We start from the raw sequence: 25,020 nt of genomic DNA on the forward strand, positions 1-25,020 counted from the left end.
CGCAAAAGCAATCTTTTTTTGACGTACGCCCCTCAGATCTTGCTTTCACGATGTTAAATCGAGGTCTATGCTGCTCTCCATCGGCAACGGGGGACACTCTTATGAAAATCGGATTCTGCATGCTCCTTTGGACGACCTCCCTGGGGGAAGAACACAAGAGGCTCCTGGAGGATATAAAGGCGACTGGCTACGACGGTGTCGAGGTTCCGATCTTTGCCGGGACGCCGGATGATTATGCCAGAACCGGCGCGATGCTGGATGCCCTGGACCTCGGCCGGACGGCAATCTCGGTCATTCCTACGCCGGACATGAATATCCTCAGCGAGGATAAGGCCGACCGCAAACGCGGCGAGGATTATCTGAAATGGCTGGTCGATTGCGCAGCGGCTCTTGGGGCGGAAGGTATCGGAGGTCCCTTGCACCAGACACTCGGACACTTCTCTGGTGAAGGCCCCAGCGAAGCGGAATTCGAGCGCGCACGGGAAGTACACCGTATTGTCGGTGATCACGCGGCAGCCAATGGGCAAGTGATCGCTCTTGAAGCGGTGAACCGGTTTGAAACCTACTTCGCCAACACGATGGGTGATCTTTGCGCCTACACACGCAGCCTCAATCATCCGGCCATCAAGACAATGTACGACACGTTCCACGCAAACCTTGAGGAGCAGGACCCTGTGGATGCCTTCGCCCGCAATGCCAGGGACGTTGTTCATATCCACATCTCCGAAAATGATCGCGGCGTGCCAGGGCGCGGCCATGTTCCTTGGGCTGAGACATTCAAGGCCATCAAAGCCAGTGGCTATGACCGTTGGCTTACGATTGAGGCCTTTGGACGGGGACTGCCCGAGTTGGCCGCAGCCACACGGGTCTGGCGGGATTTTGCGGAATCGCCAGAAGCCTATTATCGCGACGGATATGACTGCATTCGAAACGGATGGGACGCGGCATGAGTAACTTCGATGGACATACGGCAATCGTTACTGGCGGCGCTCAGGGAATCGGAGGGGCGGTCGCAACCGAGTTGCGGAGCCGTGGCGCACGCCTCGTGATATGGGACACGGATATTGCGCTGGCAGAAGAAAAAGCCAGGGAACTTAGCGGCGACACTCTAGCCATCAACGTGGACATCAGCGATTGGGACAGTGTTGGCGCGGCCTGCGCGAGGACGTTGGAGGCAACTGGGCGAATCGATGTTGTTGTCAATTCTGCGGGCGTCGCCGGACCGAACGCAACTGTCGAGAACTACCCTGTCGACGTTTTCGCCGACATAATGCGGATCAACATGTTGGGCACTTTCCATGTTAACAAGGCCGTGGTTCCAACAATGCGCGCGCAAAACTATGGAAGGATCGTGAATATCGCGTCGGTGGCCGGCAAGGAAGGCAATCCCAACGCCAGCGCTTACTCTGCGTCGAAGGCTGCCGTGATCGGCTTTACCAAATCGCTGGGAAAAGAGCTTGCCGACATGGACATTGCCGTGAACTGCGTCACACCCGCCGCCGCCCGCACCCGCATCTTCGATCAGATGAAACAGGAACACATCGACTACATGCTCTCGAAGATCCCCCGTGGGCGCTTTCTCGAAGTCGATGAAGCCGCTGCGATGATTGTCTGGCTCTGCTCGAAAGAGAACTCGTTCACGACATCAGGCGTTTTCGATCTGTCAGGGGGACGGGCAACCTATTGATCGATCCGCAGTTTCAGATGTCCAGGCGATAGAATGCGACGGCGGTTTCACCGAACACCTTCGCTTTATCCGCCACGGACAAATGCGCGGTGAGGGCCTGTGCCGCAGTGTGCCACGCATCGTATTCACCGCGCAACCTACAGACTGGCCAGTCAGACCCCCACATGACGCGATTGAGCCCAAAGGCTTGTAAAACGTGGTCTGTATAAGGGCGCAAGGTATCCGCCGACCAGTCTTCGCTAGCCTCCGTAATGATCCCTGAGAGCTTGCAGAACGCGCCGGTCTCCACGGCGATGCGCGTCATCCGCTCAGCCCAATGCGCAAAGCGCGCCTCGGTGTGCGCGCCGATCTGGGGCTTCATGCAATGGTCCACGACCACCCGCATCTTGGGATAGCGGGAAAAGACCGTCAGGAAATTGTCGAGGTGTTGCGGAAAGCCCAAGGCATCGAAGGCAAGGTCCAGATCAGTCACCGCATCATAGGCCCACTGCACATCGTCCCGAAGCATCCAGTCGACATTGGGTATGTCCTGGATCATCGGCCGCACGCCCTTGAACTTGGGGTGTCGTGCAAGCCGCTCAAGCTGCGCCCGGTGGTCCTTGTTCTCGAAATCTATCCAACCCACGACACCGGCGACACTGGGCGTCGCGTCGGCGATCCCGAGCATGTACTCGGTCTCCTCGATGCTTTCTGCGGCCTGGACGAGCACGGTGTGGTCAATACCGACCGCTTCGCGAGAATGCTGCAAATCCCCGGGGCCGTAGACCCGGGTCAGGATCGGGTGATCCGGCGGCATCCAACTGTAATCCCCTCGCGCGGGGTTCCAGTAGTGTTGGTGTGCATCGACAAGGGGCATGGCAGGTCTCACGGGGTTGGCGCATTTGTCAGCAATAGGCCGTCCGACATCAGGTCGGCCCAAAGTGCGGTCGGCATGACTGCGTTGGCGGGTTCAAGGTTCGAGGTCATCTTGGTCAGTGCCTTCCTGCCCGGGATCTCCGAAAAAACGGCGGGTGGCACGCCGGAAACTGAAACGCAGCGTTGACGAGGCGCACACCATGGTGCTGACACACCGGGTCGATCCAGTGCACCGGGTCGAGGATCTAGGCCGGCTCGGGATCGTAATTGTAATGCGCCCCCTTCGCGCGGACCGGTCGCCAAATGCCCGAGTTGAAGGGGCGGCTGATGACAATCCCGACGCCGCGTTCTACACATTTGGGAAGGAAGGGCGTCAACGCCTCTTGCTCGAGCAGGGTGAAACGCCCGGCAAGAAGGATGATGTCCCGGTCGCCATGATCGACCAGCCATTCGGCAGGTCACCATTCCTTCAGTCCGTGCCCCAAACCCGGCAGTGACCCACTGCTCTCTCAACTCCACGAGAGCCTTTTGGCCGCCACCAAGAACGGCGCGAAGGTGTTGTTCCATGGAATCCTGCAATCCGTCGGTATAGGTGTCGATATCGTGGCCATAGAGAATGGCAATCCGATCCAGCCCCATCCGCTCAAGCGAGGTCTCGACCGAACGCATCACACCGTCATAACTGTAGACGTAGAACTCGCGGCGGCAGGGTCCGTCGAACCACTTTCGGATTCCGGCCCGGTCTTCCACGCCGCACTCGTCCAGAAGTTGCCCCACCTTGGTCGAGACGACTATTACATCGCGCGGCTTGCCGCGGAAAAAGCCTTTCAAGCGGTTCTCCGTCAGACTCAGACAGTAAAGCGGCGCAATGTCGAAATAGCGAAAACCTTTCTCCCCGGCCAATTCCAAGATGCTCCGGGCGTCCTGTACGTCGACGGGCCGATAGAGATTGGCCATGGGTGCTGTTCCAAAGCCAATCTCCGTCAAGGCGACACCGCAGTCGCCAATGCGATCGAAATGGCGCGTTTTCAAAGTTGGCCTCCCTGCCCGAGTGACCGATCCCTTGCGATGCGTTGGCTGGTACCGGGCTGCAATACGTCCAACATTCCGTTAATCCCGCAGTATGCGGGGCTTTGGACATTATGCAAGCGTCCGCTCGGCGCGGGGTAGCCATAAACATCTGGACTTGAGGTGCGTACCTCATATACTCAAGCTTAATCGCTATTCATCCTATCAGAGGTGGGCAGATTGCGCACTGCCAGCACACCGGCAGCTTGGGGGAGGACAGTATGGCACAATTCGTCAACGCCAAGGACGACATGGTCAAGGAAGCCATCGATGGGCTGCTTGCATGTTCGGGTGGGGCCCTGGCGCGGCTCGATGGTTATCCGCATATTAAGGTCGTTCACCGCACCGATTGGGATCGCTCCAAGGTGGCCCTGATCTCGGGCGGTGGCTCAGGCCATGAACCGGCCCACGCCGGTTTTGTCGGCCCCGGCATGCTAACCGCTGCGGTGTGTGGCGAGGTCTTCGCCTCGCCCTCGGTCGAAGCCGTGCTGGCGGGCATTCTCGCGGTCACCGGCGACGCGGGCTGTTTGCTAATAGTCAAGAACTACACCGGCGATCGTCTGAACTTCGGCCTGGCCGCAGAGCGCGCCCGTTCGCTTGGCCACCAGGTCGAGATGGTGGTCGTGGACGATGACGTGGCCCTCCCTGACCTGCCGCAACCTCGCGGCGTGGCCGGAACGCTGTTCGTCCACAAGATCACTGGTGCCATGGCCGAGGCCGGTGCATCCCTCGCGGACATCACCGCCGCCGCAAAACGCATCATCGCCAATGTCGCCTCCATCGGAAAGAGCCTCGATACCTGCACCATCCCGGGCTCCCCGAAGGAGGATCGCATCCCGACCGGCAAGGCCGAGCTTGGCCTCGGCATCCATGGCGAACCGGGCGTTGAGCAGGTTGATTTCGCTGGCGCCGCCGACGCGATGCAGATCATTCTCGACAAGCTCGTCCCTCACATGAAGGACGGGCCTTGCGTCGCCCTGATGAACAACCTCGGCTCGACTACGCCGCTCGAGATGTCGGTGCTCTGTCACGCGCTGTCTGAGGCCGGGGTGGCCACCCACATGATCGGCCCCGCCCCGATGATGACCTCGCTCGACATGCACGGCTTTTCCGTCTCGGTCCTGCCCGCATCGGCTGAAGATCTGGCCGCACTCGCCGCCCCTGTCCCGATGCCCGCTTGGCCGGGACTGGCGGAAATCGGACCTGTGGCCGTCGCGCCCATACCCGACGGACTCCTCCCGACCGCGCCAATCCCTTCGGCAAGCCCGAAGACCCGCGCGGTCATCGAGGCAGTTGCCGATCTCCTGATCGGCGCGGAAGCGACCCTAAACACGCTCGATGCAAAGTCTGGTGACGGCGACACTGGCAGTACGCTCGCCACCGCAGCGCGGGCGTTGAAAGGCAATCTCGACAAGATGCCGCTTGCCGACCTGACGCAGTTCTTCCCGGCGCTTGGCAATGAGCTCAGCCAGACCATGGGCGGCTCTTCTGGCGTGATCCTCGCGATCTATTTCAACGCGGCAGGTGATGCCTGCGCGCGCGGCGCATCGGTCCAGAAAGCCCTCAAAGAAGGGCTGAAACGAGTCTCTGAAGTGGGTGGTGCACAGATTGGGGATCGTACCATGGTCGACGCGCTGGCCCCGGCGCTTGATGCAATGTCGGGTGGCTTGGCCGCTGCCGCCGCTGCGGCCCGTACGGGTGCAGATAGCACGGCATCGATCCACAAGGCCAAGGCCGGACGCGCAGCTTATGTGCCATCCGAGAACCTCATAGGAAACAACGATCCGGGCGCGGAGGCTGTTGCGCTTCTGTTCGAAGGTCTGATTAAAGCGCTGGAGAGCGCAAACTGATAGAAGACGGCCTCACTATTATTCAGAAACCCACCGTGAATGACATTGCCCGCGTCGCTGGAGCGTCGCTTGCGACCGTTGACCGCGTATTGAATGCGAGGCCCGGCGTACGCGGCTTCACTATCGAGAAAGTCAACAAGGCGATCGCAGAGCTTGGCTATATCAGGGGCACACCTCGCAAGACAAGATTGGCGTGTACACGCACGGCTGCGGCTACGCAATGAACTCCGCAAAGGCTTTGTTGCCGGGACCAATGTCCATCGCCGCGATAACCGGTCTCCAAGTGATATCCTTCGACTACACGCCAGCTTCACATGTGAAGTGGACACAGATCACCGACGAAGTGGTTACAGTCTTCAAGGCATTGGCCGAGGAAGGTTTGTCAGGTGATGACATTCTGTTCTTCGGCGATTCCGCGGGGCGGTGGTTAGGTCGCAGGCTCTACCCTGAAAATGCGTGACCTCGGCATGGAGAGTGCTTGGCGATCAGATCAATTCTTGTCCTTATGATCTCGCCTTGCGTGTGTTTTTTTTCCAAAATTCAAAGTCCGCTTTGGGCTCAACTCGGTCATCCGAGTATTTTGCTCAGATGACAACTATGCGCCGTTGAGCCGTCGTTCAGACAAGGAAAACCCAACTTTCAGCCTCTATGCCCACTCCCAACGGCCGCAATGTGCGCATCCGGCCCCGTAGATCCGGCACGCCGCCCACCCTTTTTTCAATCCGCTGCTTTTGACTTTCAAAGTGGCTCTTTTGTCTCTCGTTCCGGGAACGGAAAACGGTAATTTCTTCAGAATTATAATTTGAATTCAAAGCACTTACTGTTTCGCTCACTGAGCCACTAATACTCACCAAGTCACCGTACCCTACCCCTTGAATCTGCCACAATGCCGTATCGTGTGATGTCGACAGTCCAATACTCGGAGCGTCTGAGACATACTATCGACCTGGACATCATGTTTGCCTTTCGGAAAAGCTGCCACTTCCGCTTTAAGGGCCTCCAACCCATGCGCGGCCTTGAGCAGGCGCACAAATATCCGCTTGCGCCTTTGTCTGATTTACATTTCTGACGCGATATACAGAGGCGCGCGGCATTAAACTTTGTTTCGCGGCAACTCCCCAATTGAATACCGATCCGGGCCGTGCATGGGCTGCAATGCAACTAGATACCTTCCCTTAGATGCATGGCTCGGCGCATCTCGTTTTCGTTGAAAGTGCTTGAGAGAGCGCCGCAGTAAGTGCTGGCGATCTGATCGGCGATACTGCGTAGCGCGGCCTGACTGAGACGAACATGAAAGCCGTCTTGCAACTGGTTTCCGACGCTAGAACGAAGCAGGAAGTTGAAAGCGCACAGAGAATTATTGTGCAGAATGGGTAAAACAAATCTGCCATCGCATTCGGATATTGCGCGGTGCAGGGCCGCGACAAACTCGTACGCAGACCAAGAACCGTTAGCATCTTTCAGCATAGACATGTCGTCAAACTCAGAAGGTCGTTCGAGTGGACGACGCGGGGTTCCATTTAGACTAAAGGCAACGTCAAACGGCGTTTCCGCGAGCCAAACAAGATATCTTTCGATGTACTCCAAGAGTTCGTTACTGCCGTGTCGGGCATGTAAGCTTTGATGGACTCTAATGATGATCGAAGAGAACAGCGTGAAGGTTTGCGTCAATTCGTAATCACGGCGCACGCTCGGGAGCATAGACCACATGCGTTCGACAACGGTAAACTCCAATTGCGCCGGCGTCATGTCGAATTCTCCTTTTGGATCTGATCAAGGCGACACTCAGTACCGCTATGCTTACCTCATGTTGTGGCGTCACTCAGACCAGCTTTAGCGGCTGTGAAGAGTTCGGATCGGAACGCTCGCAAGCGATCAGCCAATAAAATGGACTTTGCAATTATCGACTTCGCGTCGCTGATAGTGTGGACAAGTTGAATAGATATTAGGTTTTGTTTTTTTCGTGACGAAAGCAAACAAGAGAAGTCACAAACCGCAGGAATCAGAAGGTGCCCATCCACCGTATTTCCGCCGCGTGCGAGCTCGAACAGCCCAGCTTTTACCGCCAGTACCCGAGAGATCGCCACCATGTCGTCAGGAATTTTAGCAAACTTTCGCGAAGCATATGGGTTTCGAAGAGAGGTTTTCATTCTGGTTAGTACCGAGATAGCGCCTATTGGAAGGGTAACCGCGATTGCTTTGGCATTCAATTCATCCATGACACCCCGCGGGCATCACTTTGGACCTGAAAGAGTGTCCATTCTGAGCTCAACTGAGTCGTTTGACTATTTTTCCCTTGTGGCTGGTGAATGCTGCCGAATGGTCGTTTATCAAAGAAAACCGAATTCGGTCTTGAATATCCGCCTCGCGAGACTTCAGACGCTAGCCAAGAATTCGACAATTGCCAGCTTGCAGACAAAGCAGCCATTCGCTGTACAGCGGTGTCGCGAATGCGCTCGAACGTTGGCGAGCTCACCATATTTCTTTGTGGAGACCACCAATTTCTTCTTTTGTCGGAACACGAGGGTTGTTGTTCGGCGATCCTGTTTCAAGAGCTTGCTGCGCCATTATCTCCAACATGGCCTCATCGGCGTCATGCCCCAACGCTCTCGGTGACGGCACCGCCAGATCGGTGTTCAGGCTGCGTAATCCGTCGACCAATTTGGCGCAAGCGGTGGCATCTGTATCCCCATCTTCGGCCGTGTCCATAATCCGCGCGCAGGCCGAATAGCGTGCAGGTGCAGCAGCTACTGAAAAAGATGTTACGGTCGGCAAAAGCATTGCATTTGAAAGTCCATGGGCCACATGAAAGTGGGCGCCTATCGGACGGCTCATTCCGTGCACCAAAGCGACTGAAGCGTTGGAAAATGCCATTCCCGCCTGAGCCGCCGACAGTGCAAAGGCAAAGGCATCGGTATAGGGAAAGGCACGGCGGCTGACATAGGCTTCAATTGCGTGGGTCAGACTATCGACCGCTGTGTTGGCTGTGATTCTTGCAGGTTTTGTCAGGCTGAAGTTCCAGTCGATGATTGCCGCTGTCGCGACGCAGGCTAGCCCTGAAAGGTAATAATTCTCCGGGCTCTCGGTGTCCGTGATGACACACCAACGCGTTAACACAGAACCGGTGCCACCCGTTGTAGGTATTAAGATGATGGGCACGCCGCAGCGGTCGATTTGAGCAGGCTCTTTATAATCCCGCACATGCTCCGAGTTCACGCTCATGAACGAAACCGCCTTCGCCGTTTCCATAGGATTGCCGCCCCCAAAATCGACTACACAGTCGTAGTCACCCGACTGTAGGGCGGCGAGCCCGGCGTCGACGCACACATCTGTCGGGTCTTCAACGACCTGATCAAAGAGACCCCACACCATGCCTGCGCCGTCCAAAACATCGGTAAGTGTCGACAGATGCAAGTTCGACACCTTGGCGTCGGTAATTATCAACGGTCGCAACAACCCCAGTTGTTCAAGAACCTCTGCAGTTTCTTTGGCCGCGCCGCCAATCCGAATAATGCGAGGCGATTGCACTCGCCCGAGGGTACCGGTGACCATAAGAAGCTCCCCTGTAACCAAAGAAACCTGAGCGTTCAAAGCGAACAAGAAAATTCGAGGCCGGGCAACGGCCATTCCTCCTTACGCATTCAGACCAAATTCTCCGACCTATTGCGCAATAGCCGGTTCAAAAAAGAAAGTTCATGATCGGGTTCGTGGCGGCTCAGCGTTATAGCGCGATAAATCTCGTTCAGCTGACTGTTTAAGAACGATTACAAGACCTTAATGCTGACAATGCCAACAATTGCCTTGCGGACGAAACGGTCGTCGCCGACGAAGCGAAACCAGCCACTACTTCGACTTCAGAAAATAGATGCGCGGAGTTCCGAAGTTGTCTCACCCCGCGCAACACTCAATCGAGTGTATTCTTGTAAATCACCCCGTCCTTCATGATGAGGTCGATGTTGTTTGTGTAATCGACGAGCAATTCAACGTCGTCGACAGGGTTACCCTTCACAAGAAGAAGATCGGCGTAAGCGCCTTCCGAAATTACACCCAAGGGGCCATCTTGGTAGGGATTGAGCGGGCCAGAAAGTGCCAAAAGTTCGGCTGTCTTCGAGGTCGCTTGCTGCAGGATTTCGTGGCTGCTCCAGACTTCAAGACGGTACTTGAACTCATCGTTCTGCTTGGTCAACGCAACAGGATCACCGATGATATCCGTTGAGAACGCAACGTTCTCGATCCCAAAGTCCTTTATCAGTTGCATTTGTTTTCTCGCACCGGCCTGCACGCTTAGGAATTTTGCACCAGCACTCGGCCCCAATGCCGTGACGACCGCCTGCTCTTCCAAACCCAAGAGCGAATAGAAAGGCACAATCCACGCATCCGCATCCTTGATGGCCTGAGCACCGACTTCTGTCATCAGTTGTCCGTGTTCGATACTGATGACGCCTGCCTCAATCGAGCGCACGATGGATGCGTCTGTGTAGGCGTGCACCATCACGTAGGTTCCCCAATCAGCCGCCGCCCGAACAGATGCCTCCAACTCTTCGGGCAATCCTTGCACCGTATGCAGGGGATCAACGCTGGAGGATACGCCACCTCCAGCCATGACTTTGATCTGCACCGCACCAAGGCGCAGGGCCTCGCGTGTCGCACGAAGTGTTTCAGGCACACCATCTGCCAAAAACTCTACGTGCTGATTGAAGAAAGATGGATGTGCACCCATGAAATTTGGGTGCGGTTCGGTGTAAAGCCGGTGCTCGCCATGTCCGGAGGTTTGTGAAATAACCGGTCCCGATGCATAAATTCGCGGTCCGACTGCTTTGCCACGTTCAATCGCCTTATGCAGTCCAATCGCGGGGCCACCGGCATCGCGGACAGTAGTAAAACCACGCAGAAGCATCTTTTCTGCTTCAATGGTTGAGACTGCGCCCCAATACATCCAATCGAAGTTGTCCCTCAGATCGGCGAGCGGCTCCGTGATCGTCATGTGGACATGCGCGTCGATCAGGCCGGGCATCAGCGTTCGACCGCCGCCGTCGATGATCCGCGCATTTGCGACCGCAAGCGGCTCAGCGGATACCTCCGCGATGAGGTTGTCCACAACAAGAACGTTGGCATTCTCGATCCGCTGTTCATTGACACCATCGAAGACGTGGACGTTCGTGAAAAGGATCGGAAAGTCTTCTTCTTGCGCAACGCCTTGTGACGCCGAAAGTCCCACAATGACAAACGCCGAGGCGGCCGCAACGGTCTTGAGTGATGCAGATGGATGGAATTGGACGCCCATCAATATATCTCCCTGATTTGTAAATTCTGACCTTGAATGTAGGTTAGCAGGAAGTAGAGAATTCACGTGTTGTCATTTTTGGACAATTCCGAATTTCTCAGTCCAGTAAGGATAACTCATTGAACAAATCCAAGACCGCACTAACGACGCTTCCTGTGATGCAGTCGAAGTTTCTGGCCGAGGTCATTGACCGAGCCTGTAAGTTGGGTGCGGATCGCAATCAAATATTGAAGGGGTGTTTGCTGCGACCGACAGTCTTTGATGAGCCGAGCCAATCCATTCCGGGCGCCTGCGTTTATCTAGCCTCGACGCAGGCAGCGGTTCTGTCGGGAAATCCTTACCATTGCGCGGAGATCGGACGAGAGTATGAGTGGAGCATCGGCTTCGTGCCTCCGACCACCATGAGCAACACGCCCAGCTTGGGTGATCTGCTGGTGGCCTGGATGCATTTTGTTGAGACAGTACAAGTCTCGATGCGCTACCAGCTCATAGTTGATGCAGAGCGCGCCAATTTGGTCGGCAGACGCTTCCTCAAGGCGTCGCAACCGCCCGGGCAAGCCGACGCTTGGGATGTTGTTGCATGGTCGGAAATGCTGAAAACGAGATTAGGAACAGTTTGGGATCAAAGCGACGTTGAAATTCATGTGTTTGATCCTCGCGCTATCCCAGAAGAATTGGTGCCGTCATCCAATGTGAAGAAAGGCGATGCTTGGGGGCTGAGGATGTCATTCCCAGCAGCTTGGCTTATGCAACAATCCCCGTTTCCCAGAAACACTGAGCCGGATAATACTTCCATGCAGCAACAACCTCTGGACTTGGTTGCGCTGTTTCGGGTGTTTGACTATTCTGATTGGCCTGGTTTGGACGGGCTAGCCGAGTTCGCGGGGACGCATCCGAAGGCGCTGCAGAGAGAACTCGCCCAACACGGCACCAACGGCGCGGAACTCATTGATCGCGCAAAGGAGCATCTCGCTGATCTTTGGCTGAAAGAAGATACGCGCTCCATCACCCAAATTGGACGCGACCTCGGTTACAAGAATGCCAGTGCATTTACGCGTGCCTGTCATCGCTGGTTTGACACCTCTCCTGAGAAACTGAGGCGGCGGTATGCTCCAGTGGCGCAGGAGCAGTTTGCACCTTTCTGAACTGGTTACTTAGGGTTCAACTCGGACACCTGTGTCATTTGGTCTGGTGTCCGGTTCCACACAGCGGGCAGACATTGAGGCCGTTCGGGGTGATCTAGTTATTGAGTTCTCACCCATGTCCGTTAGCATTAATGAAATACAAATAACATCAGAAACTTAATTCAAAGAATGATTGGCAATGAAACGTAACACAATTTATTCTATAAATTACAGATTGATTAAAGGAAGTTATCGGTCGATCCCGAACTAGCTGCGAAATTCTTTCGCGCCAAGAACGACTCAAAGACGCCGGACGATTTCACTTGGGAAATTAAGGAAAGAGTTTTTTGTATTCTTAACAAAAATCCATTGAGTGGCTCAGCACCGGTCACAGAGTGGGAATAGTCATAATTTCGAAAACTTTTGTATGTGTATTTTTTTAGCCACAAAAAATAGAAATTTATTAAAAGCTTTGCTTTGCCCCATTTTTGACTATAATTTTAGGCAAATATAAAACAACAGCGGTTAGTACAGCAAAAGGGAAAACCATGAAAGCGCGTCTGCCAAGCTATTTTTCATTTAGTCAAGCAAATGACTTGGTGAGAATTGGAAGGCAGAACGATGGAGGTTATCTGGTTTCAATGTCAGATATTGAAAAATCCGATTTATTAATTGGGTTAGGAATTTGTGATGACTGGAGCTTTGAAAATGATTTCATAAAACATAAAGATGTTGAAGTCATTGCCTACGACGCTTCCGTAAATTTTCGCTTTTGGCTCAAGCGCGTATTGGTCGAGACTATAAAAAACCCATTTAGCCTTTATGGCGTAAAAAAAGTGATTTCATATAGGAAGTTTTTTCAAGGAAAGCGTAGGCACATAAAGAAGTTTGTTGGGCTATCAACACTTAATGAATCTCATTGCACATTTTTGGAAGTTTTAAATGAGGCAGGTAATAAAAACGTTTTTTTAAAAATTGATGTTGAAGGCTCCGAGTACCGGTTTTTGAGTGACATCTTGAATAATGAAGATAGAGTTACCGGTATGGTGATAGAGCTGCATGATTGCGACATTCATCTGGATGAAATTGAAGAATTTATAAGAAAATGTGGACTAAGTTTAGTTCATATACACGCAAATAATTACGCCCCGATTAGATTGGATGACAATTTACCATTAGTTCTCGAGCTAACTTTTAGTAAACACGCAGAACTTTCAAACTCTTGCACGTTGCCTCACAAATTAGATATGCCAAACAATAAAAATTCGCCAGAATACGAACTGCTAATAAGTGATAATATCTGATTCAGTTCGAAGTGGTCATTTAAATATTTTGTTGGTTCTCTAATTTAAAGACAGAATTTTTTATTTATCAAGTCACCGTAACACCCAGTACTTTTTTACGCAATTCAGAATTTGGCTTAGTATTTAAAAGAAACATATTGAAAAACTATTGCGCGATAGAAAACAAAACTGATACTGTTTAATTTTCAGAAGAGTTGCACATGCGGCTACGCAACGAGCTTGCAAATGGTAAGGGATTATTTGCACCTACTCATGCAGAAACAATACATTGCACATACTCCTGATGACATCAAAGTCCGGTGGTTTGTAGGTCACTGGCAGGTATACCCTAAAAATCCACACCAAATATGGACAAACTCGCCAAGCAATTTATCGGTTCCGCGTCGGTACGGCCGCAAAGGATATGACAAAACAGGCAGTATCACGCACCAAAGCGGGCTACCGAGGCTAATCTATGCGTCGGCCAATTCAACAACGTCTGACAATTCGACGGCAACATCTTCTGTGCCCCAGTCTGTCGCGTCGAAGGTTTCGGATGCGACCACCTTTAGATCAGTGTCGACTTGAAACTTCCCCTTTACGTTCGGAAGTCCGAAGTCGTCGTTCTTTTGAACCTCAGCCAAGCCAATCTCGCGAGCCCTTTCTGGGCTGCTAGCTTCGACTTCAAGGATGGCTATGCAATCAACTGACAAGACTGCGCGGTAGTAAACTGGAACTGAGTATTTTTGCATCTTGATTACCTTTGAACTGAACCGAAGGTTCCGCACCCCTGCATGTTCTGTAATCTTGTATGGGCATAAAATTAGCTGACCGAGCCGCTAAACAAAAGCCTTTTTAAGCCAACCCAAAGATCAATGGATTTTTGAATTTACGGACGATGCCGCCATTCGTTGCGCTACAGGAACCGCAAGTCGTTTCAACCACGGCAATCTTCATTTTAACCTGAAATCCCAGCCGGGCGCATTCGCGCTTGAATCAGATCAGCATCGCGGTGGCAGTCGCGATTCTTCATAAACGAGCTCCTGTATCGGCCAACTTAGGCGTCGGACCATCTGGCGAAAAGTTCACGCTTCGCTGAGGCATATTCCACCCTGCTCGATCATAGCCATTTCCGCGTAACATTGGGCTTCGTTTTTGGGACCAAAGGCGAGTGACCGCTTTGCGAACTAAGCGGACCGTGTTTGCTGTCCAACAAGTAACTGCTTTGGACAGCAAGTACCGTACCGATATAGGTCAGTACATTGTCTGGCGGTACTCTCGCTCCAGATTTTCGTCCAACCTAAGTTGCTCCTCGGGATCGGAAGGCGCGACAGATGTTTGATCCAGTATGATCTTCATTAAAGAAGGAACGTCCTCACGATTCTGATGCTGACTTGGATCCCAAAGGTTTGATCGGCGAAGGGCTTTCGCACAATGAATAAAAACTTCATCAACATGCACCGCGATGGCAATTTGGGGAACACGTCCATTTACGGCCATCGTGGAAAGCAGGTCGGGATCACGCGTGAGTTCCGCGTGACCATTTACCCGCATAGTGTCATCAAATCCGGGCACTAAGAATAGCAGGCCAACTTTGGAATTGGTCAGAATATTTGAAAGCGTATCTAGCCGATTGTTACCCGGTCTGTCGGGGATCAAGAGGGTCTTGTCATCCAATATCTTTACGAATCCGCGGGGATCACCTCTGGGACTTACGTCTGCGGACCCATCCGGTGATTGCGTTCCGATGCAAACAAATGGAGATCTTTCAATAAACACCCGAGCGTGATCATCGATATGTTTTAAACACTTTTTGACAGCAATTTCCTGCGTTGCTGAGAATTGCGACCTCAGATCACTTTCACTACGAACTAGGAAGGCAGTATTGAGTTTTCTGTTTTTGGGCATCTTACCTCCAAATACTGCTCAGATAAAAACCAGGGAACAATGTGTTTCGGTGAAAAGCTTAAGGTGCGAGTGGGCAAGGAGGCAAGTTGCAGGACCGGTCAAATTGGGCTCGATGCGTTCATCCTCGCAATTTTGTCAGATGTCCGCTCAAGGGTGAATAGCAGACCTAGGTTTTCAAAGCGCCAAGGTCTACTCTTAGAACAAAGCGACCGTCTACTGCAGTGCGGTCCTTCCAATCCAACGACAGGGCTATCACTTCGAAATATCGATTATTGACCGCAAACGGCGAGTACCAGATTCTTAGATCTGGTCTTCTTCGAAAGGCCTTAATCTTTTTCTTGGCAATATTTGGCCCCCGGACTAACGGGGGACTTCAATTTCGCCCGATGCACGGTACCAACTAGGGAAGTAGTACCGTGTCGATTGCGTGGATTACGCCGTTGGAAGCTGTAATATCAGGAGAAATGACGTTTGCTCCATTAATTTTTACGCCGTCGGTTCCATCAGCTGTCAAGGAGCCACCCTGAGCGGTTGTAAGCGAACCCTTCTGCCCGGCCAGAGAACTTGAGGGGAAGTTACCGGGAACGACGTGATACGTTAGGACAGAAACAAGCTGGTCCTTGTTTTCCGGTTTCAAAAGGTCATCAACAGTACCGGCTGGAAGGGCAGCAAAGGCTTCATTGGTCGGAGCAAATACTGTAAATGGACCGTCACCTTGCAATGTTTCCACCAATCCTGCAGCTGAAACAGCCGCCACAAGTGTTGAGAACTGGTCGCTGGACGAGGCTACATCGACGATATCATCCCCTCCGGTGGAGCATCCTGCAACAAGGGCCATCAGGCCCGCTGCAACGGTTGATTTCAGAACAAATCTACGATTCATGGGTGTTTCTCCTTTTATTCTCGAGTCGGTCCTACGAACCGATTCAGCCAGTAGATATCATTTCCGCGGCTAAACCATTTTTTACGGCACACTATAGGCCCGGTTGCCAAACAACGATCTTTTGGTTCTTGGTTTAACCCAATCAAGATTCGGACAGTCCTAGTTTTATGGTTTGTGTCTGAATTTCTGACGTGGAACTGTTTCGCTATGGGTAACATTGAAGACGCAAATTGTTGTTTTGTCCACTAAGACGATTCCAAATTCGCAGTAAATTCGACAAAATCCCAATTTCGTTTCCCCCATTTTAGACAAGCGCTAATTTGTTCTGGAAACGTTGTAATGAGTTTTGTGTTTTGACTGAGTGTTAGGGTGTTTGAGTTTCACACCCAACACCCCTCAAAAAGCCCCACGCCTCCTGTCCCACCCAAGCGAAGGCGTGGGGTTTTTATATTCAACGTTGACCGAGGCATCATCAGTTGAACATTTGCTTTGCGCAAATGACCCCGAACAATCCCACACATCTAAATTGCAAGCCAGAACAGCAGCGGGATTATCTTTCCATGAACAGTTTGCAGTATCAGTGGGCGTCGTTGCTTGAGTGGTTGGCGACGAATGGTGCGAAAGCACCTGCGCTTTCATTGCGTAGGGAACCACAATTGAATGGACTGCTCTGGAACATATAAAACCCGTGCTGCCAATTTTACAGGGGACAAGGCAACACGGGCTGTCTGCGGTAGTAACCGAACACATAGAGCCACTGGACCAGAAAAAAAAGTCCGCGTTACCGAAGGACGGTTAAAAGCGGGTTCAAGTTGACAGTGCCGCCGATAGCGGCATGGGAAATGTCACATTTGGAGTGTGACTTTGGTCAGTTAGTTTAATCAGGTGATTAGACCAACACGTATTTTGGGCAATTCCCCAACACTGTGCGGTCAATCTAAAAACACGGCGTCATCCCTGCCCAATGCCGTGCATGCGGCCAGTAGCCATGGGTAATGTGTGCAGCGTTCACCAGCCTGATGACGCATAGATTTGGCAGGTATTCAAAAGACTTTGCCGTCTGAGAGCAAGCCGAACAAACGAAGGGCCAATAACTGGGGCCTGAACACGTTGAATTATATCGGATTTCCCGTGGGACGGTAACGCAACCTCAACAAGTGATGCCCCCGCCCGTTGAGATAGCCCACGGGAAAGGGTGTCGGGTCAGTTATTAAATGCACTGAATCCGGCACCCGCCAAAGCACCTGCTTCGGTTTCTCTGAAATGCGATCAACGTTTTCCTTTTCCAGCCGCACAAAGTTATTGATCGCCTTCCGCGTTTCTGCCCATTTTTTGACTGCATCCCATTCTTGTAAGCTGGATTAACTTTTTCTAAGTGGGCAGGACCTACTCTGGCAAACCCGTTGTAAACTAATGGCAACTTTGTCTGCAGAGCAGACCTTGGTGTTTCGAAACGCTAGGTCTAGTACCCGTTCCTTAGCGGACATTTGACAAAATCTATTGGAAGCCTGCGTTGAGCCCAAAACTGTCAGCCAAACAATATTCCTCGTTCTGAGAGCAGTTCGTCTATAGTTTCTAAGTTGAGGAAACCTTTATGGGAAAGTGGCTTATGCAAAAATGTGTAAAACTACGCCCCGGCGACACATATTCTGGCAAACAAGGCTTTAATTATTTCGAAGGAATCGCAAAGGAAACCGTCGGCAGTAATAAAATATGCATGCACCTACTAACAGTTCCACCGGGTGGACGAGCTAAAGCCCATAAACACGAATTCCACGAAACCGCTATTTATGTCATTTCCGGCTCGGCAAAGATGTATTGGGGCGAAAAGTTGGAGCACGTGATGGAAACAAATGCAGGGGACCTAATCTACATACCCGCCGGCGCTCCGCATCTACCTTTCAACGATGGCGCAGAGCCAGCCGTGGCGGTTATTGCGCGTACTGATCCGAATGAGCAGGAAAGCGTCGTACTGCTACCAGAACTTGAAAAACTGGTGCCTAATTAATGCAATCTTTCTTCTTAATTGAGCTTGATCACATTCCTGTCCGCACGTCGGCTTTTCAATCAGTACGCGACCGCCTCACCGGTGGGATCGAAGGTTCAAAGCCCTAAGCCACAACTGCCGTCCACGGCTCACGCTATCACATCGAACAAAAGTTATAGTCATCAATTATGATTGAATTATCAGAGGATTTCCAGCGAACCGTGCTGACCTATCACACAACTGCCTGGTGACAAATATGACGAGTGCGGGCGAAAGATCATGCTTGTATTTCCCTATATGTGGATCATGTCCCTGAATACATACTTGGGAATGTCATCTCGTTTGAGTTCTATTTCCGCCAACTCATGGTCCGAAAGATTGTTTAGCCTTTCAAGTTCAGCGGCGCGAGACTGGACCATCAAGTACGCGTTGAAACCTTGGCCTAGCTTCACAAAGAAGTCATCAAGGGTTCGCATCAGGCGGTCAGTGTTGGGTTTATTATTTGTGGCTGCGACAGAGTAATCAGTCATTTGGAAACCTTTCCATAGTTGAACTAGGTTTCCTCCCATGTTGAAATGGTAGCTTTGCTGCGGTGCAGAATCAAGTGTTTTGGGCCACGTGGGGAATACGTTTAAGCCAACAGCAGCGAAGCCATAACTTTCGATGCCCCATAAAACAGTCACCATTTAACGACCGGGAAGAATAGCGGCTTTGTCCACACGGCAGTCGTTCATACCACGTGCAGCCAAGGTTCGTATCGAGTGTTTACGAGACCTTCACCGTTCTTGGTTGCTTTGCTCGCGCAGCAAGTTGCCATGCGCGCAAACCGGTGATTAAATTCCGTTAAGTCAAAGGCGCCGATGCGAAATTTTGCGCACATTTCAATTTGCGTCTTACGGTTTTCTATCTATCAGCCAGTAAGTTACGCCCAACGCAAGGCCAATCGCTGCGTAACCAAGAAAGTATTGGGGCTCCAAATTTTTGTCGTCAAGTGTGATGATTTTTCGAGCTACCGCCATTAAGGCTGTCGCGACAACAAGCTTGATGTGGATGACGTCGGCAGTCAAATAGAGAGTAATATTTGTATAAATCTCTATCGCGATAAGAACGACCAGCACAGCACTGAAAACCGCGAGAAGATCGCTGACCTCTAAGATATAAACAGGTGGTTCCAACAACTTCTGAAATGTTGTGAAACCAGCGTCAATAATAGCCAGCAGGATGATGCCGAGCATTAGCACTGACAATGCCCTAACGCCGTGACGGATCATGCGGTTACACCATCGAACGATGGCATCTTCGTGATCGGGGTCTAGTTCCACATGTGCCGGGGTGGGTTTGTTCTCTTCACCACTCACTGTCGTCTCCAATTCCGATTTAGATCGCCAGCGTGGCCAGATTCAACCGGATGCATCGCCCGCTTTGGCGTTTACGGAACTCTCTCATAAAAAGGGTGTAGTTTTCTAGGTCGATGTGTTGGTCGCTAAAACTCCCCGATGGACGCTAAGCAAACCTTCACAGTGACTTGCGAGGGCTGGTGGAAGTTCGTTTACAGAAATTGAACGTTGTCGAGGACGCGACAGGTTTAGAGAGTGGAAACGTGCGTTCGAGCAGAGCTACCATAGCAAGTGACAAGTTTGACTCAGGGGAACCCGCAGGTAATGCTGCAGATTGGCCGAACATATTCGAATGGTTTCAAATAATGACTATAGTTTCAGTACTGGCACTTCTCCCAGCTATGCTTACAGTCTTGCTGGCTTTCGGAGCGTCCGCTCAAGACAGCCAGCCGCGAACCCTGTTTGTCAATGTCGACGTTTTTGATAGTGAAAATGCGGCGGTCATTGAGAACGCCAACGTCCTTGTCGAGGGCAATTTGATAGCCAAGGTCTCGACCGATCCAATAGAACCGAACAATGCGGTAGTCATTGACGGTCAAGAACGGACTTTGATCCAAGGCCTGATAGACGGTCACAACCACATCATGCTTCCGACCTCGCCCTTGGCCTTAGCATATAACCTTCACTGGTCATACACGGGCGCTCTGGTAACGCGCGAAGCGGAACGAATGCTGATGCGGGGCTTTACGACGTTGCGGGATGCGGGCGGCCCATCCTACGGCATAGCCCAAGCCATAGACGAGGGGATCGTTCCCGGACCGCGCATCTTTAGTTCAGGACACTGGATCGGTCAAACGTCCGGCCACTTCGATTTCCGTTTATACAATGACACCCACCACAGACAACGAAGTGATCGTACTGTTTTTGAGCGGGAGTGGTCGTTCATTGCCGACGGAGTATCTGAGGTACGGGCGGCCACTCGCGAGGTGCTGCGCCTCGGGGCAACTCAGGTTAAGATCAGCCTGGGTGGAGGTAACTCGACTCCATATGATCCTCTGGATACAACCCACTACAGTCCCGAAGAAATTCGCGCCGCTGTGGAAGCTGCTGAGGACTGGAACACATACGTCATCGTTCACGCTTACACGGATGAGTCTGTCATCCGGGCACTTGAAGGCGGGGTAAAAAGCATCGATCACGGCAACATGATTTTTGAGGAGGAGACCATTCGCGCCATACGCGACGCCGGGGCCATCCTCAATCCGCAGTTTCTGATCTTCACACCGGATGAGAACATGTTGGCTGCAGGCGATCCCGCTACTATCGAAAAGGGAGCGCCACTGCGCGATAATGTCGAAAACTATGTGGCTTTGATCAAAAAGTACGACCTTCCGATTGCTTTCGGTGTGGACCTGTTCGGAGCTCCGGAGTTGATGGCAATGCAAAACCTTGAGTTCGAGCGCCGTGGTCGTTGGTGGTCTGGGGCAGAAGTCTTGCAACAGGCCACATATAACACGGCAAAACTTGTGGAGATGTCGGGACCGCGAAACCCATATCAGCAAGGCCCGCTTGGCGTGATTAAAGCGGGAGCATATGCAGATTTGATACTTGTTGAAGGCAATCCGGTTGAGGACATCAATCTGTTGGTCGACCCAGAAGCGAACTTTCTGATTATCATGAAGGATGGCATTATTTACAAAAACGCGCTCGGAGGCTGATTCAATTCAAGATGCGATTGAATCTTCGGTGACCGCCCTGTGGACACTGCGGAAGTCCAATCCCATAGATCACATTTTCAACGTCTAAAGGTCCAACGCACAAGAGCCGTGATCGCAATGCCGACCCAAAGCACTTCAATCAAAATTGCACCCGCATTAGGTCGATACCAGAGCGACAAAAGAATGAGCAGAGCTCCTGAAAGGTTGAGGAGATTGAACCCCGGCTTGCGCGCATCGACCCAGCCACGAGAGACAGCTAAATAAGCGCCTGCAATCAAAAGCGATCCAAGCACGCCAATCCAGTCGATTAGGGTAAGTTCGGCAATCATTATGTAAGTCTAAATCCAAAATAGGCTCCTGACATTCAAAAAATGCCGTTGGAAATAACGGGCCACCTTTAAATAATTGTTTTTCACCCAAAGCAGTTAGCTGACTAGTTCGTTCGAGAATGCTCTTTTTTTCAGACCATTGAAGCAGCGGATCCTGGAGAAACCCGCGCGAGTTTATTGCAGGATCCATTCGTCGCGAGCTTACACAATGCCTCGCATTCTGAACTGACCCAACACATGCCCGACCCGGAATCTTTACAACGGCTTATATCGAATGATCTAATGGTTTATGGTGAATTGTTTTGAAAGAATCCTTTAACAAGGCGGGCTTCCAGTGAAACATAAATCGCTTATCTATGGAGCTGTGGTATTTGCGGCCGTATTTTTTGTAGGCTGGATTACTGGAATGGGTGGTTCATTTCTGCCAAATCTGGGCTTCAGTATCCTAATGGGGGTTTTCGCCGCCATTTGCTTTTCACTGGTCACGAGGTTCGGGAAAAATCGTTGACCGCTGAGCCTTGGAACGATGTAAGCGCAGCCTCTTAAACAGCTTGGAGAAACGCCTGAGCGGTGTTGCAGCTTTTATACTGCATTTCGTTTTTGAAACAAACTAACGGACAGTCTTTGCTCGGCAGCGCTCGGCGTTCCAAAAATGGACGCGATACAGTTGCGTCGTCGCAAATCAGGCGCATTGCCCATCACGCTTTCGACTTATGTAACAGGCCATCCCATGATCGATCTTTGAAATTCCTAAAATCTTATTGACCTATTTACGAGTTCGCAAAGCAAGCCTTTCACGGTTCAGGGTGTACAAACCTGTTGCAACAATGATCGCTGCGCCCAGCCAGGTCCATGAGTCTGGCAGTTGCCCGAATACGAAGAAACCATAAATGGTGCCCCAAATGAGCAAGCTGTATTGAACAGGAGCCACAACGACTGCCTGAGCAGCATCCAGCGCCATAATGACGAGGACTTCGGCTGCGGCTGCTAGGACCGCCATGCCCAACAGCAAAACCAAATCCAACCCGCTCGATGGTGTTTGCCAGACAAAAGGTAATGGAAGGGTCAAAAGACCCCAAGATACGATGGCTGTATACGCAACCGTAGTTCGTGTTCTGTCTTCGCCAGCAAGTATTCGCGATAATACCTGTCTCATGGCAAAAGCGGACGCGGCAACTATTAATAAAATCGACGCTGGATGGATAACACCCATTCCGGGCCTGATAACGATCAAAGTTCCAAGAAAACCAATCACGACCGCAGACCATCTGCGGATACCCACTTGCTCACGCAGAATTAGCGCTCCCATTACCGTCACGATGAAAGGCGCAACGAAAGTAATCGCAACTGCGTCTGCAAGGGGAACATAGCTGACACCAACAATGAATAGCGTTGCAGAACATGCCGCCAAAGCGCCACGTCCGATTTGAAGTTTGGGGTTTTTCGAAGACAAAACCCCCGTGCCCTGAATTGAAATCAAAACGACAACCCCCAGAAACAACCCGAGTTGGCGGAACCACACGATCTGTATGGGGTGGACAGTTTCTGTAAGGAACTTTCCCATCGTATCGACGGCAGAGAACAGAAACATGCCAAAGGCCATTAAAGCGATGCCACGCATACTGTCCGTTTGCCGTTCAGGCAGAACCTCTTTTTTCTGAATAATGGGTGTGATCGCCATAACAGACTCCAATAGAGCAGCCTTTGAAAAGGAGCTATTGAATTCTGCTGTCCCGAGACCCGTTTACGTGTCAGTCGAAGGCATCCAACGCGGATTTAACCAATTTCTCGACGCGTTCCATACTTTTCGGATAACCAAGCATTTCGCGCGCAACTGATAACAGGAAAGGCTGCACCGCAGCCTCACAACTTATGACAGCGGAGGTTCGATGCGAAACCTGAGTGGACGAAAGCTTTCTGCCAGTTCGACCGTAAAGCGCTCACCGTTAACCAAAATCGCATGCAGTAATCGAACTGAATACACTTCTTTGCATGCGCAAATTGCCATATGTTTGGGTTACGCCAACTTGGTATAGGAAACCAAAATCTTACTATGAAGTCAGGCTCTCCCTCTCAAATTAGATTTGATGGCCATGTTTATTTTCACATCGGCCCGCATAAAACTGGAACCACCTCAATCCAGACATTCCTGCAGAAAAACTCAGGCTCTTTGAAAGAACAAGGAATATTGTATCCGACCGGCGGCAGAAGCTTTTTGAACGGACCTGAACTTAGCGATCGAAGTCGTTTGTTAATTTTTCATCATCCCTTGGTAATGGACCTCTTCGACAAGAATACGGATAAAGTCACTGCTCACGTCCAGGCGATTCAGAGCGAGATAGATGAACATCAACCCAATCTGGTGGTAATATCCTCTGAAGTGCTTGCGCGACCGGCCGTAACAGGCTCGTTCGTGTACCAGGACTTGCGCCGCATATTTGTTAATGCCGATCGGTCTTGGGTTCTATACCTTCGGCGGCAAGATGATCTGCTAGTTTCACTTTTTACCGAGGGCTTGAAGCGCGGGGGGAATCCTTGGCCTAAATCAATACTAGATTCTGAAAGTGTTGATGCTCTGGATCATAAAGCCAGGCTACAAAAATTAGAATCTGTAATAGAATCTGACCGCCTCATTGTTAAATCGTTCGAGAGAGAAAAACCAAGCATCGTTGAGTCCTTTCTTGATGAACTAGGTGTGGATTCTACTGATGACTTCCGCTTTGCAGAAAAAGAAAGGCAATCCGCATCGGCGCGAGCAATTAACCTTCAACGCCTCGCAAATTGTTTGCCGTTCGGATCAGCGCGATTTCGTAGCTGGGCCTTGCGACTTGATCGTTCAATGACAAAACTTGGCTTTGAAAGTAGCAGTGCGCACAGTTTGCTGAATGACCACGATAGGGTCAAACTTCGGCATAAGTATCAAGCTACAAACTTGTACGTCGAGAACAGGTACTTTGTTGAAAAGGAATCTGGTCTTTTGATTGATGACTAGGAGAAGCAGTTCGATGTGACCTCCATCCATGGTGCCATCGATTATAGAGATGCTTCCAAATGAGTTTTTCGGAATTTGCATAATGCTTTGGATGTATTTTTTTGTTCAGAACTTCTTTTAAAAGTTCTTGTTTGTAGGCGCATATTGCGTCGCAGGCGGCATATCTATGCATCCGCTGAATTCAATTCGATCCATTGACTAGCATTAACTGCTTGCCGACTTGCTGATAACGCGAGCAGGAATTTCAACGCGCTTTAGAAACAAGCCCAGCGCAGTCGATCATTCAGTATTGGCGAACGCAAGATTCGTAAAAAGAGAAGGCAATGTTAAGATTCTATTTTCGCCAAAACTTATCGGTTTTCCCAAAGCTCAGATTCCGACAACTTGGTCCTTGAGGCTATACAGAATATACAAAACCTCTTCTTGTTCCCGCTGACCAACATTGTTTTCTTTCAGGGCGTTCATAGCGTCGTCTAGAACCGCGACAAACTCATCTCCGCTAATGTTCATATGTTGATGCGCCGTGATCATGTCTTTTCCTGAATAAATCTCAGGTCCGCCAGAACCAGCTATGAAGAAGTCTCCTGCCATTTGTTTGAGATGTACCATATCGGTTCCTGCAAATCGCGCTGCGACAACCGGGTTTCTGGAGTGATTGTCGACCAGAACGTCGGCTATTCGTCGTATACCGTCCGTTCCACCCAGTCGATCGTAT

Annotated in this window: 24 protein-coding genes; 10 read left to right on the plus strand and 14 right to left on the minus strand. The window is 51.3% G+C overall.

The genetic code is table 11. The annotated features are described in order from the left end of the window. Positions 1 to 101: 101 nt before the first annotated feature. Positions 102 to 950: a sugar phosphate isomerase/epimerase family protein gene (locus AC2FNV_RS12070; RefSeq protein ID WP_170603617.1), complete on the plus strand. Its 849-nt coding sequence runs from the start codon at positions 102 to 104 to the stop codon at positions 948 to 950. After that, the gene (locus tag AC2FNV_RS12075; protein ID WP_170603615.1) at positions 947 to 1,687 is read left to right on the plus strand and encodes an SDR family NAD(P)-dependent oxidoreductase; all 741 of its coding nucleotides are present in this window, start codon (positions 947 to 949) and stop codon (positions 1,685 to 1,687) included. The genes AC2FNV_RS12070 and AC2FNV_RS12075 overlap by 4 nt, the downstream gene beginning before the upstream one ends. Before the next feature lie 13 nt (positions 1,688 to 1,700). Here AC2FNV_RS12075 and AC2FNV_RS12080 read toward each other — a convergent pair whose 3' ends face one another. Both AC2FNV_RS12080 and AC2FNV_RS12085 read right to left on the minus strand, forming a co-directional pair. Further along, the gene (locus AC2FNV_RS12080) at positions 1,701 to 2,543 is read right to left on the minus strand and encodes an amidohydrolase family protein (RefSeq protein ID WP_496773403.1); all 843 of its coding nucleotides are present in this window, start codon (positions 2,541 to 2,543) and stop codon (positions 1,701 to 1,703) included. 8 nt (positions 2,544 to 2,551) lie between these two features. Further along, positions 2,552 to 3,574 carry an aldo/keto reductase gene (locus AC2FNV_RS12085; RefSeq protein ID WP_496773405.1) on the minus strand — a complete coding sequence of 341 codons (1,023 nt, stop codon included), beginning with the start codon at positions 3,572 to 3,574 and terminating at the stop codon, positions 2,552 to 2,554. 257 nt (positions 3,575 to 3,831) lie between these two features. On the opposite strand from AC2FNV_RS12085, the gene AC2FNV_RS12090 reads away from it, so the two are divergent. Genes AC2FNV_RS12090 through AC2FNV_RS12100 form a run of 3 tightly spaced genes read left to right on the plus strand, consistent with a single transcriptional unit; the run spans position 3,832 to position 5,920 of the window. Next, positions 3,832 to 5,460 (plus strand): dihydroxyacetone kinase subunit DhaK, encoded by a 1,629-nt coding sequence (locus tag AC2FNV_RS12090; protein WP_170603611.1) that lies wholly within the window; start codon positions 3,832 to 3,834, stop codon positions 5,458 to 5,460. Positions 5,461 to 5,495: 35 nt separating this feature from the next. Further along, positions 5,496 to 5,684 carry a LacI family DNA-binding transcriptional regulator gene (locus AC2FNV_RS12095; protein WP_367648140.1) on the plus strand — a complete coding sequence of 63 codons (189 nt, stop codon included), beginning with the start codon at positions 5,496 to 5,498 and terminating at the stop codon, positions 5,682 to 5,684. Continuing rightward, a complete protein-coding gene (locus AC2FNV_RS12100) occupies positions 5,681 to 5,920 on the plus strand; it encodes an alpha/beta hydrolase fold domain-containing protein (protein ID WP_170603609.1) in 240 nt (79 codons plus the stop codon). Before AC2FNV_RS12095 ends, AC2FNV_RS12100 begins: the two co-directional genes overlap by 4 nt. Positions 5,921 to 6,621: 701 nt before the next feature. Here the strand turns inward: AC2FNV_RS12100 and AC2FNV_RS12105 are convergent. The 4 genes from AC2FNV_RS12105 to AC2FNV_RS12120 form a co-directional block, all read right to left on the minus strand. Further along, entirely contained in the window at positions 6,622 to 7,209 is a 588-nt protein-coding gene (locus AC2FNV_RS12105; protein ID WP_170603608.1) for a hypothetical protein, read from the minus strand. Between the two features lie 56 nt (positions 7,210 to 7,265). Continuing rightward, positions 7,266 to 7,679: a hypothetical protein gene (locus tag AC2FNV_RS12110; RefSeq protein WP_170603606.1), complete on the minus strand. Its 414-nt coding sequence runs from the start codon at positions 7,677 to 7,679 to the stop codon at positions 7,266 to 7,268. A gap of 253 nt (positions 7,680 to 7,932) precedes the next feature. Continuing rightward, positions 7,933 to 9,087, minus strand: a complete 1,155-nt coding sequence (locus AC2FNV_RS12115) for an iron-containing alcohol dehydrogenase (protein ID WP_496773408.1) — start codon at positions 9,085 to 9,087, stop codon at positions 7,933 to 7,935. 277 nt (positions 9,088 to 9,364) lie between these two features. Beyond that, on the minus strand, positions 9,365 to 10,744 hold the full coding sequence (locus tag AC2FNV_RS12120) for a metal-dependent hydrolase family protein (RefSeq protein ID WP_496773410.1): 1,380 nt from the start codon (positions 10,742 to 10,744) through the stop codon (positions 9,365 to 9,367). A gap of 119 nt (positions 10,745 to 10,863) precedes the next feature. Between AC2FNV_RS12120 and AC2FNV_RS12125 the strand changes: the two genes are divergently transcribed. Next, complete coding sequence (locus AC2FNV_RS12125; RefSeq protein WP_170603602.1) at positions 10,864 to 11,889, plus strand: helix-turn-helix domain-containing protein; 1,026 nt, start codon at positions 10,864 to 10,866, stop codon at positions 11,887 to 11,889. Positions 11,890 to 12,416: 527 nt separating this feature from the next. Beyond that, positions 12,417 to 13,172, plus strand: coding sequence for an FkbM family methyltransferase (locus tag AC2FNV_RS12130; protein WP_496773413.1), 756 nt, complete (start codon positions 12,417 to 12,419; stop codon positions 13,170 to 13,172). Positions 13,173 to 13,624: 452 nt separating this feature from the next. Here the strand turns inward: AC2FNV_RS12130 and AC2FNV_RS12135 are convergent, their stop codons facing one another. The 3 genes from AC2FNV_RS12135 to AC2FNV_RS12145 form a co-directional block, all read right to left on the minus strand. Next, positions 13,625 to 13,903, minus strand: a complete 279-nt coding sequence (locus tag AC2FNV_RS12135; protein ID WP_170477373.1) for a hypothetical protein — start codon at positions 13,901 to 13,903, stop codon at positions 13,625 to 13,627. Positions 13,904 to 14,405: 502 nt separating this feature from the next. Continuing rightward, positions 14,406 to 15,059 (minus strand): pyridoxamine 5'-phosphate oxidase family protein, encoded by a 654-nt coding sequence (locus tag AC2FNV_RS12140; protein WP_170603600.1) that lies wholly within the window; start codon positions 15,057 to 15,059, stop codon positions 14,406 to 14,408. Between the two features lie 400 nt (positions 15,060 to 15,459). Then, positions 15,460 to 15,942: a fasciclin domain-containing protein gene (locus AC2FNV_RS12145; RefSeq protein WP_170603598.1), complete on the minus strand. Its 483-nt coding sequence runs from the start codon at positions 15,940 to 15,942 to the stop codon at positions 15,460 to 15,462. A 1,609-nt stretch (positions 15,943 to 17,551) separates the two neighbouring features. Here AC2FNV_RS12145 and AC2FNV_RS12150 point away from each other — a divergent pair. Continuing rightward, positions 17,552 to 17,950 (plus strand): cupin domain-containing protein, encoded by a 399-nt coding sequence (locus AC2FNV_RS12150; RefSeq protein ID WP_170603724.1) that lies wholly within the window; start codon positions 17,552 to 17,554, stop codon positions 17,948 to 17,950. Positions 17,951 to 18,222: 272 nt separating this feature from the next. On the opposite strand, the gene AC2FNV_RS12155 is transcribed toward AC2FNV_RS12150, so the two are convergent. Both AC2FNV_RS12155 and AC2FNV_RS12160 read right to left on the minus strand, forming a co-directional pair. Then, positions 18,223 to 18,459, minus strand: coding sequence for a DUF1127 domain-containing protein (locus AC2FNV_RS12155; protein WP_170603596.1), 237 nt, complete (start codon positions 18,457 to 18,459; stop codon positions 18,223 to 18,225). 363 nt (positions 18,460 to 18,822) lie between these two features. Beyond that, positions 18,823 to 19,287 (minus strand): phosphate-starvation-inducible PsiE family protein, encoded by a 465-nt coding sequence (locus AC2FNV_RS12160; protein ID WP_217362454.1) that lies wholly within the window; start codon positions 19,285 to 19,287, stop codon positions 18,823 to 18,825. Between the two features lie 179 nt (positions 19,288 to 19,466). Here AC2FNV_RS12160 and AC2FNV_RS12165 point away from each other — a divergent pair, with 179 nt between their 5' ends. Then, positions 19,467 to 20,984 (plus strand): metal-dependent hydrolase family protein, encoded by a 1,518-nt coding sequence (locus tag AC2FNV_RS12165; RefSeq protein ID WP_170610677.1) that lies wholly within the window; start codon positions 19,467 to 19,469, stop codon positions 20,982 to 20,984. A gap of 77 nt (positions 20,985 to 21,061) precedes the next feature. Here AC2FNV_RS12165 and AC2FNV_RS12170 read toward each other — a convergent pair whose 3' ends face one another. Both AC2FNV_RS12170 and AC2FNV_RS12175 read right to left on the minus strand, forming a co-directional pair. After that, positions 21,062 to 21,313, minus strand: coding sequence for a CBU_0592 family membrane protein (locus AC2FNV_RS12170; protein WP_170477360.1), 252 nt, complete (start codon positions 21,311 to 21,313; stop codon positions 21,062 to 21,064). A gap of 766 nt (positions 21,314 to 22,079) precedes the next feature. Continuing rightward, the gene (locus tag AC2FNV_RS12175) at positions 22,080 to 22,994 is read right to left on the minus strand and encodes a DMT family transporter (RefSeq protein WP_254442548.1); all 915 of its coding nucleotides are present in this window, start codon (positions 22,992 to 22,994) and stop codon (positions 22,080 to 22,082) included. A gap of 372 nt (positions 22,995 to 23,366) precedes the next feature. On the opposite strand from AC2FNV_RS12175, the gene AC2FNV_RS12180 reads away from it, so the two are divergent. Continuing rightward, positions 23,367 to 24,305, plus strand: a complete 939-nt coding sequence (locus AC2FNV_RS12180) for a hypothetical protein (RefSeq protein WP_170610680.1) — start codon at positions 23,367 to 23,369, stop codon at positions 24,303 to 24,305. 369 nt (positions 24,306 to 24,674) lie between these two features. Here AC2FNV_RS12180 and AC2FNV_RS12185 read toward each other — a convergent pair. After that, positions 24,675 to 25,020: group I truncated hemoglobin (locus AC2FNV_RS12185; protein WP_496773418.1), on the minus strand; the 346-nt coding region annotated here is incomplete at its 5' end.

The organism is Ruegeria sp. BHSA163 (genome assembly GCF_059613365.1).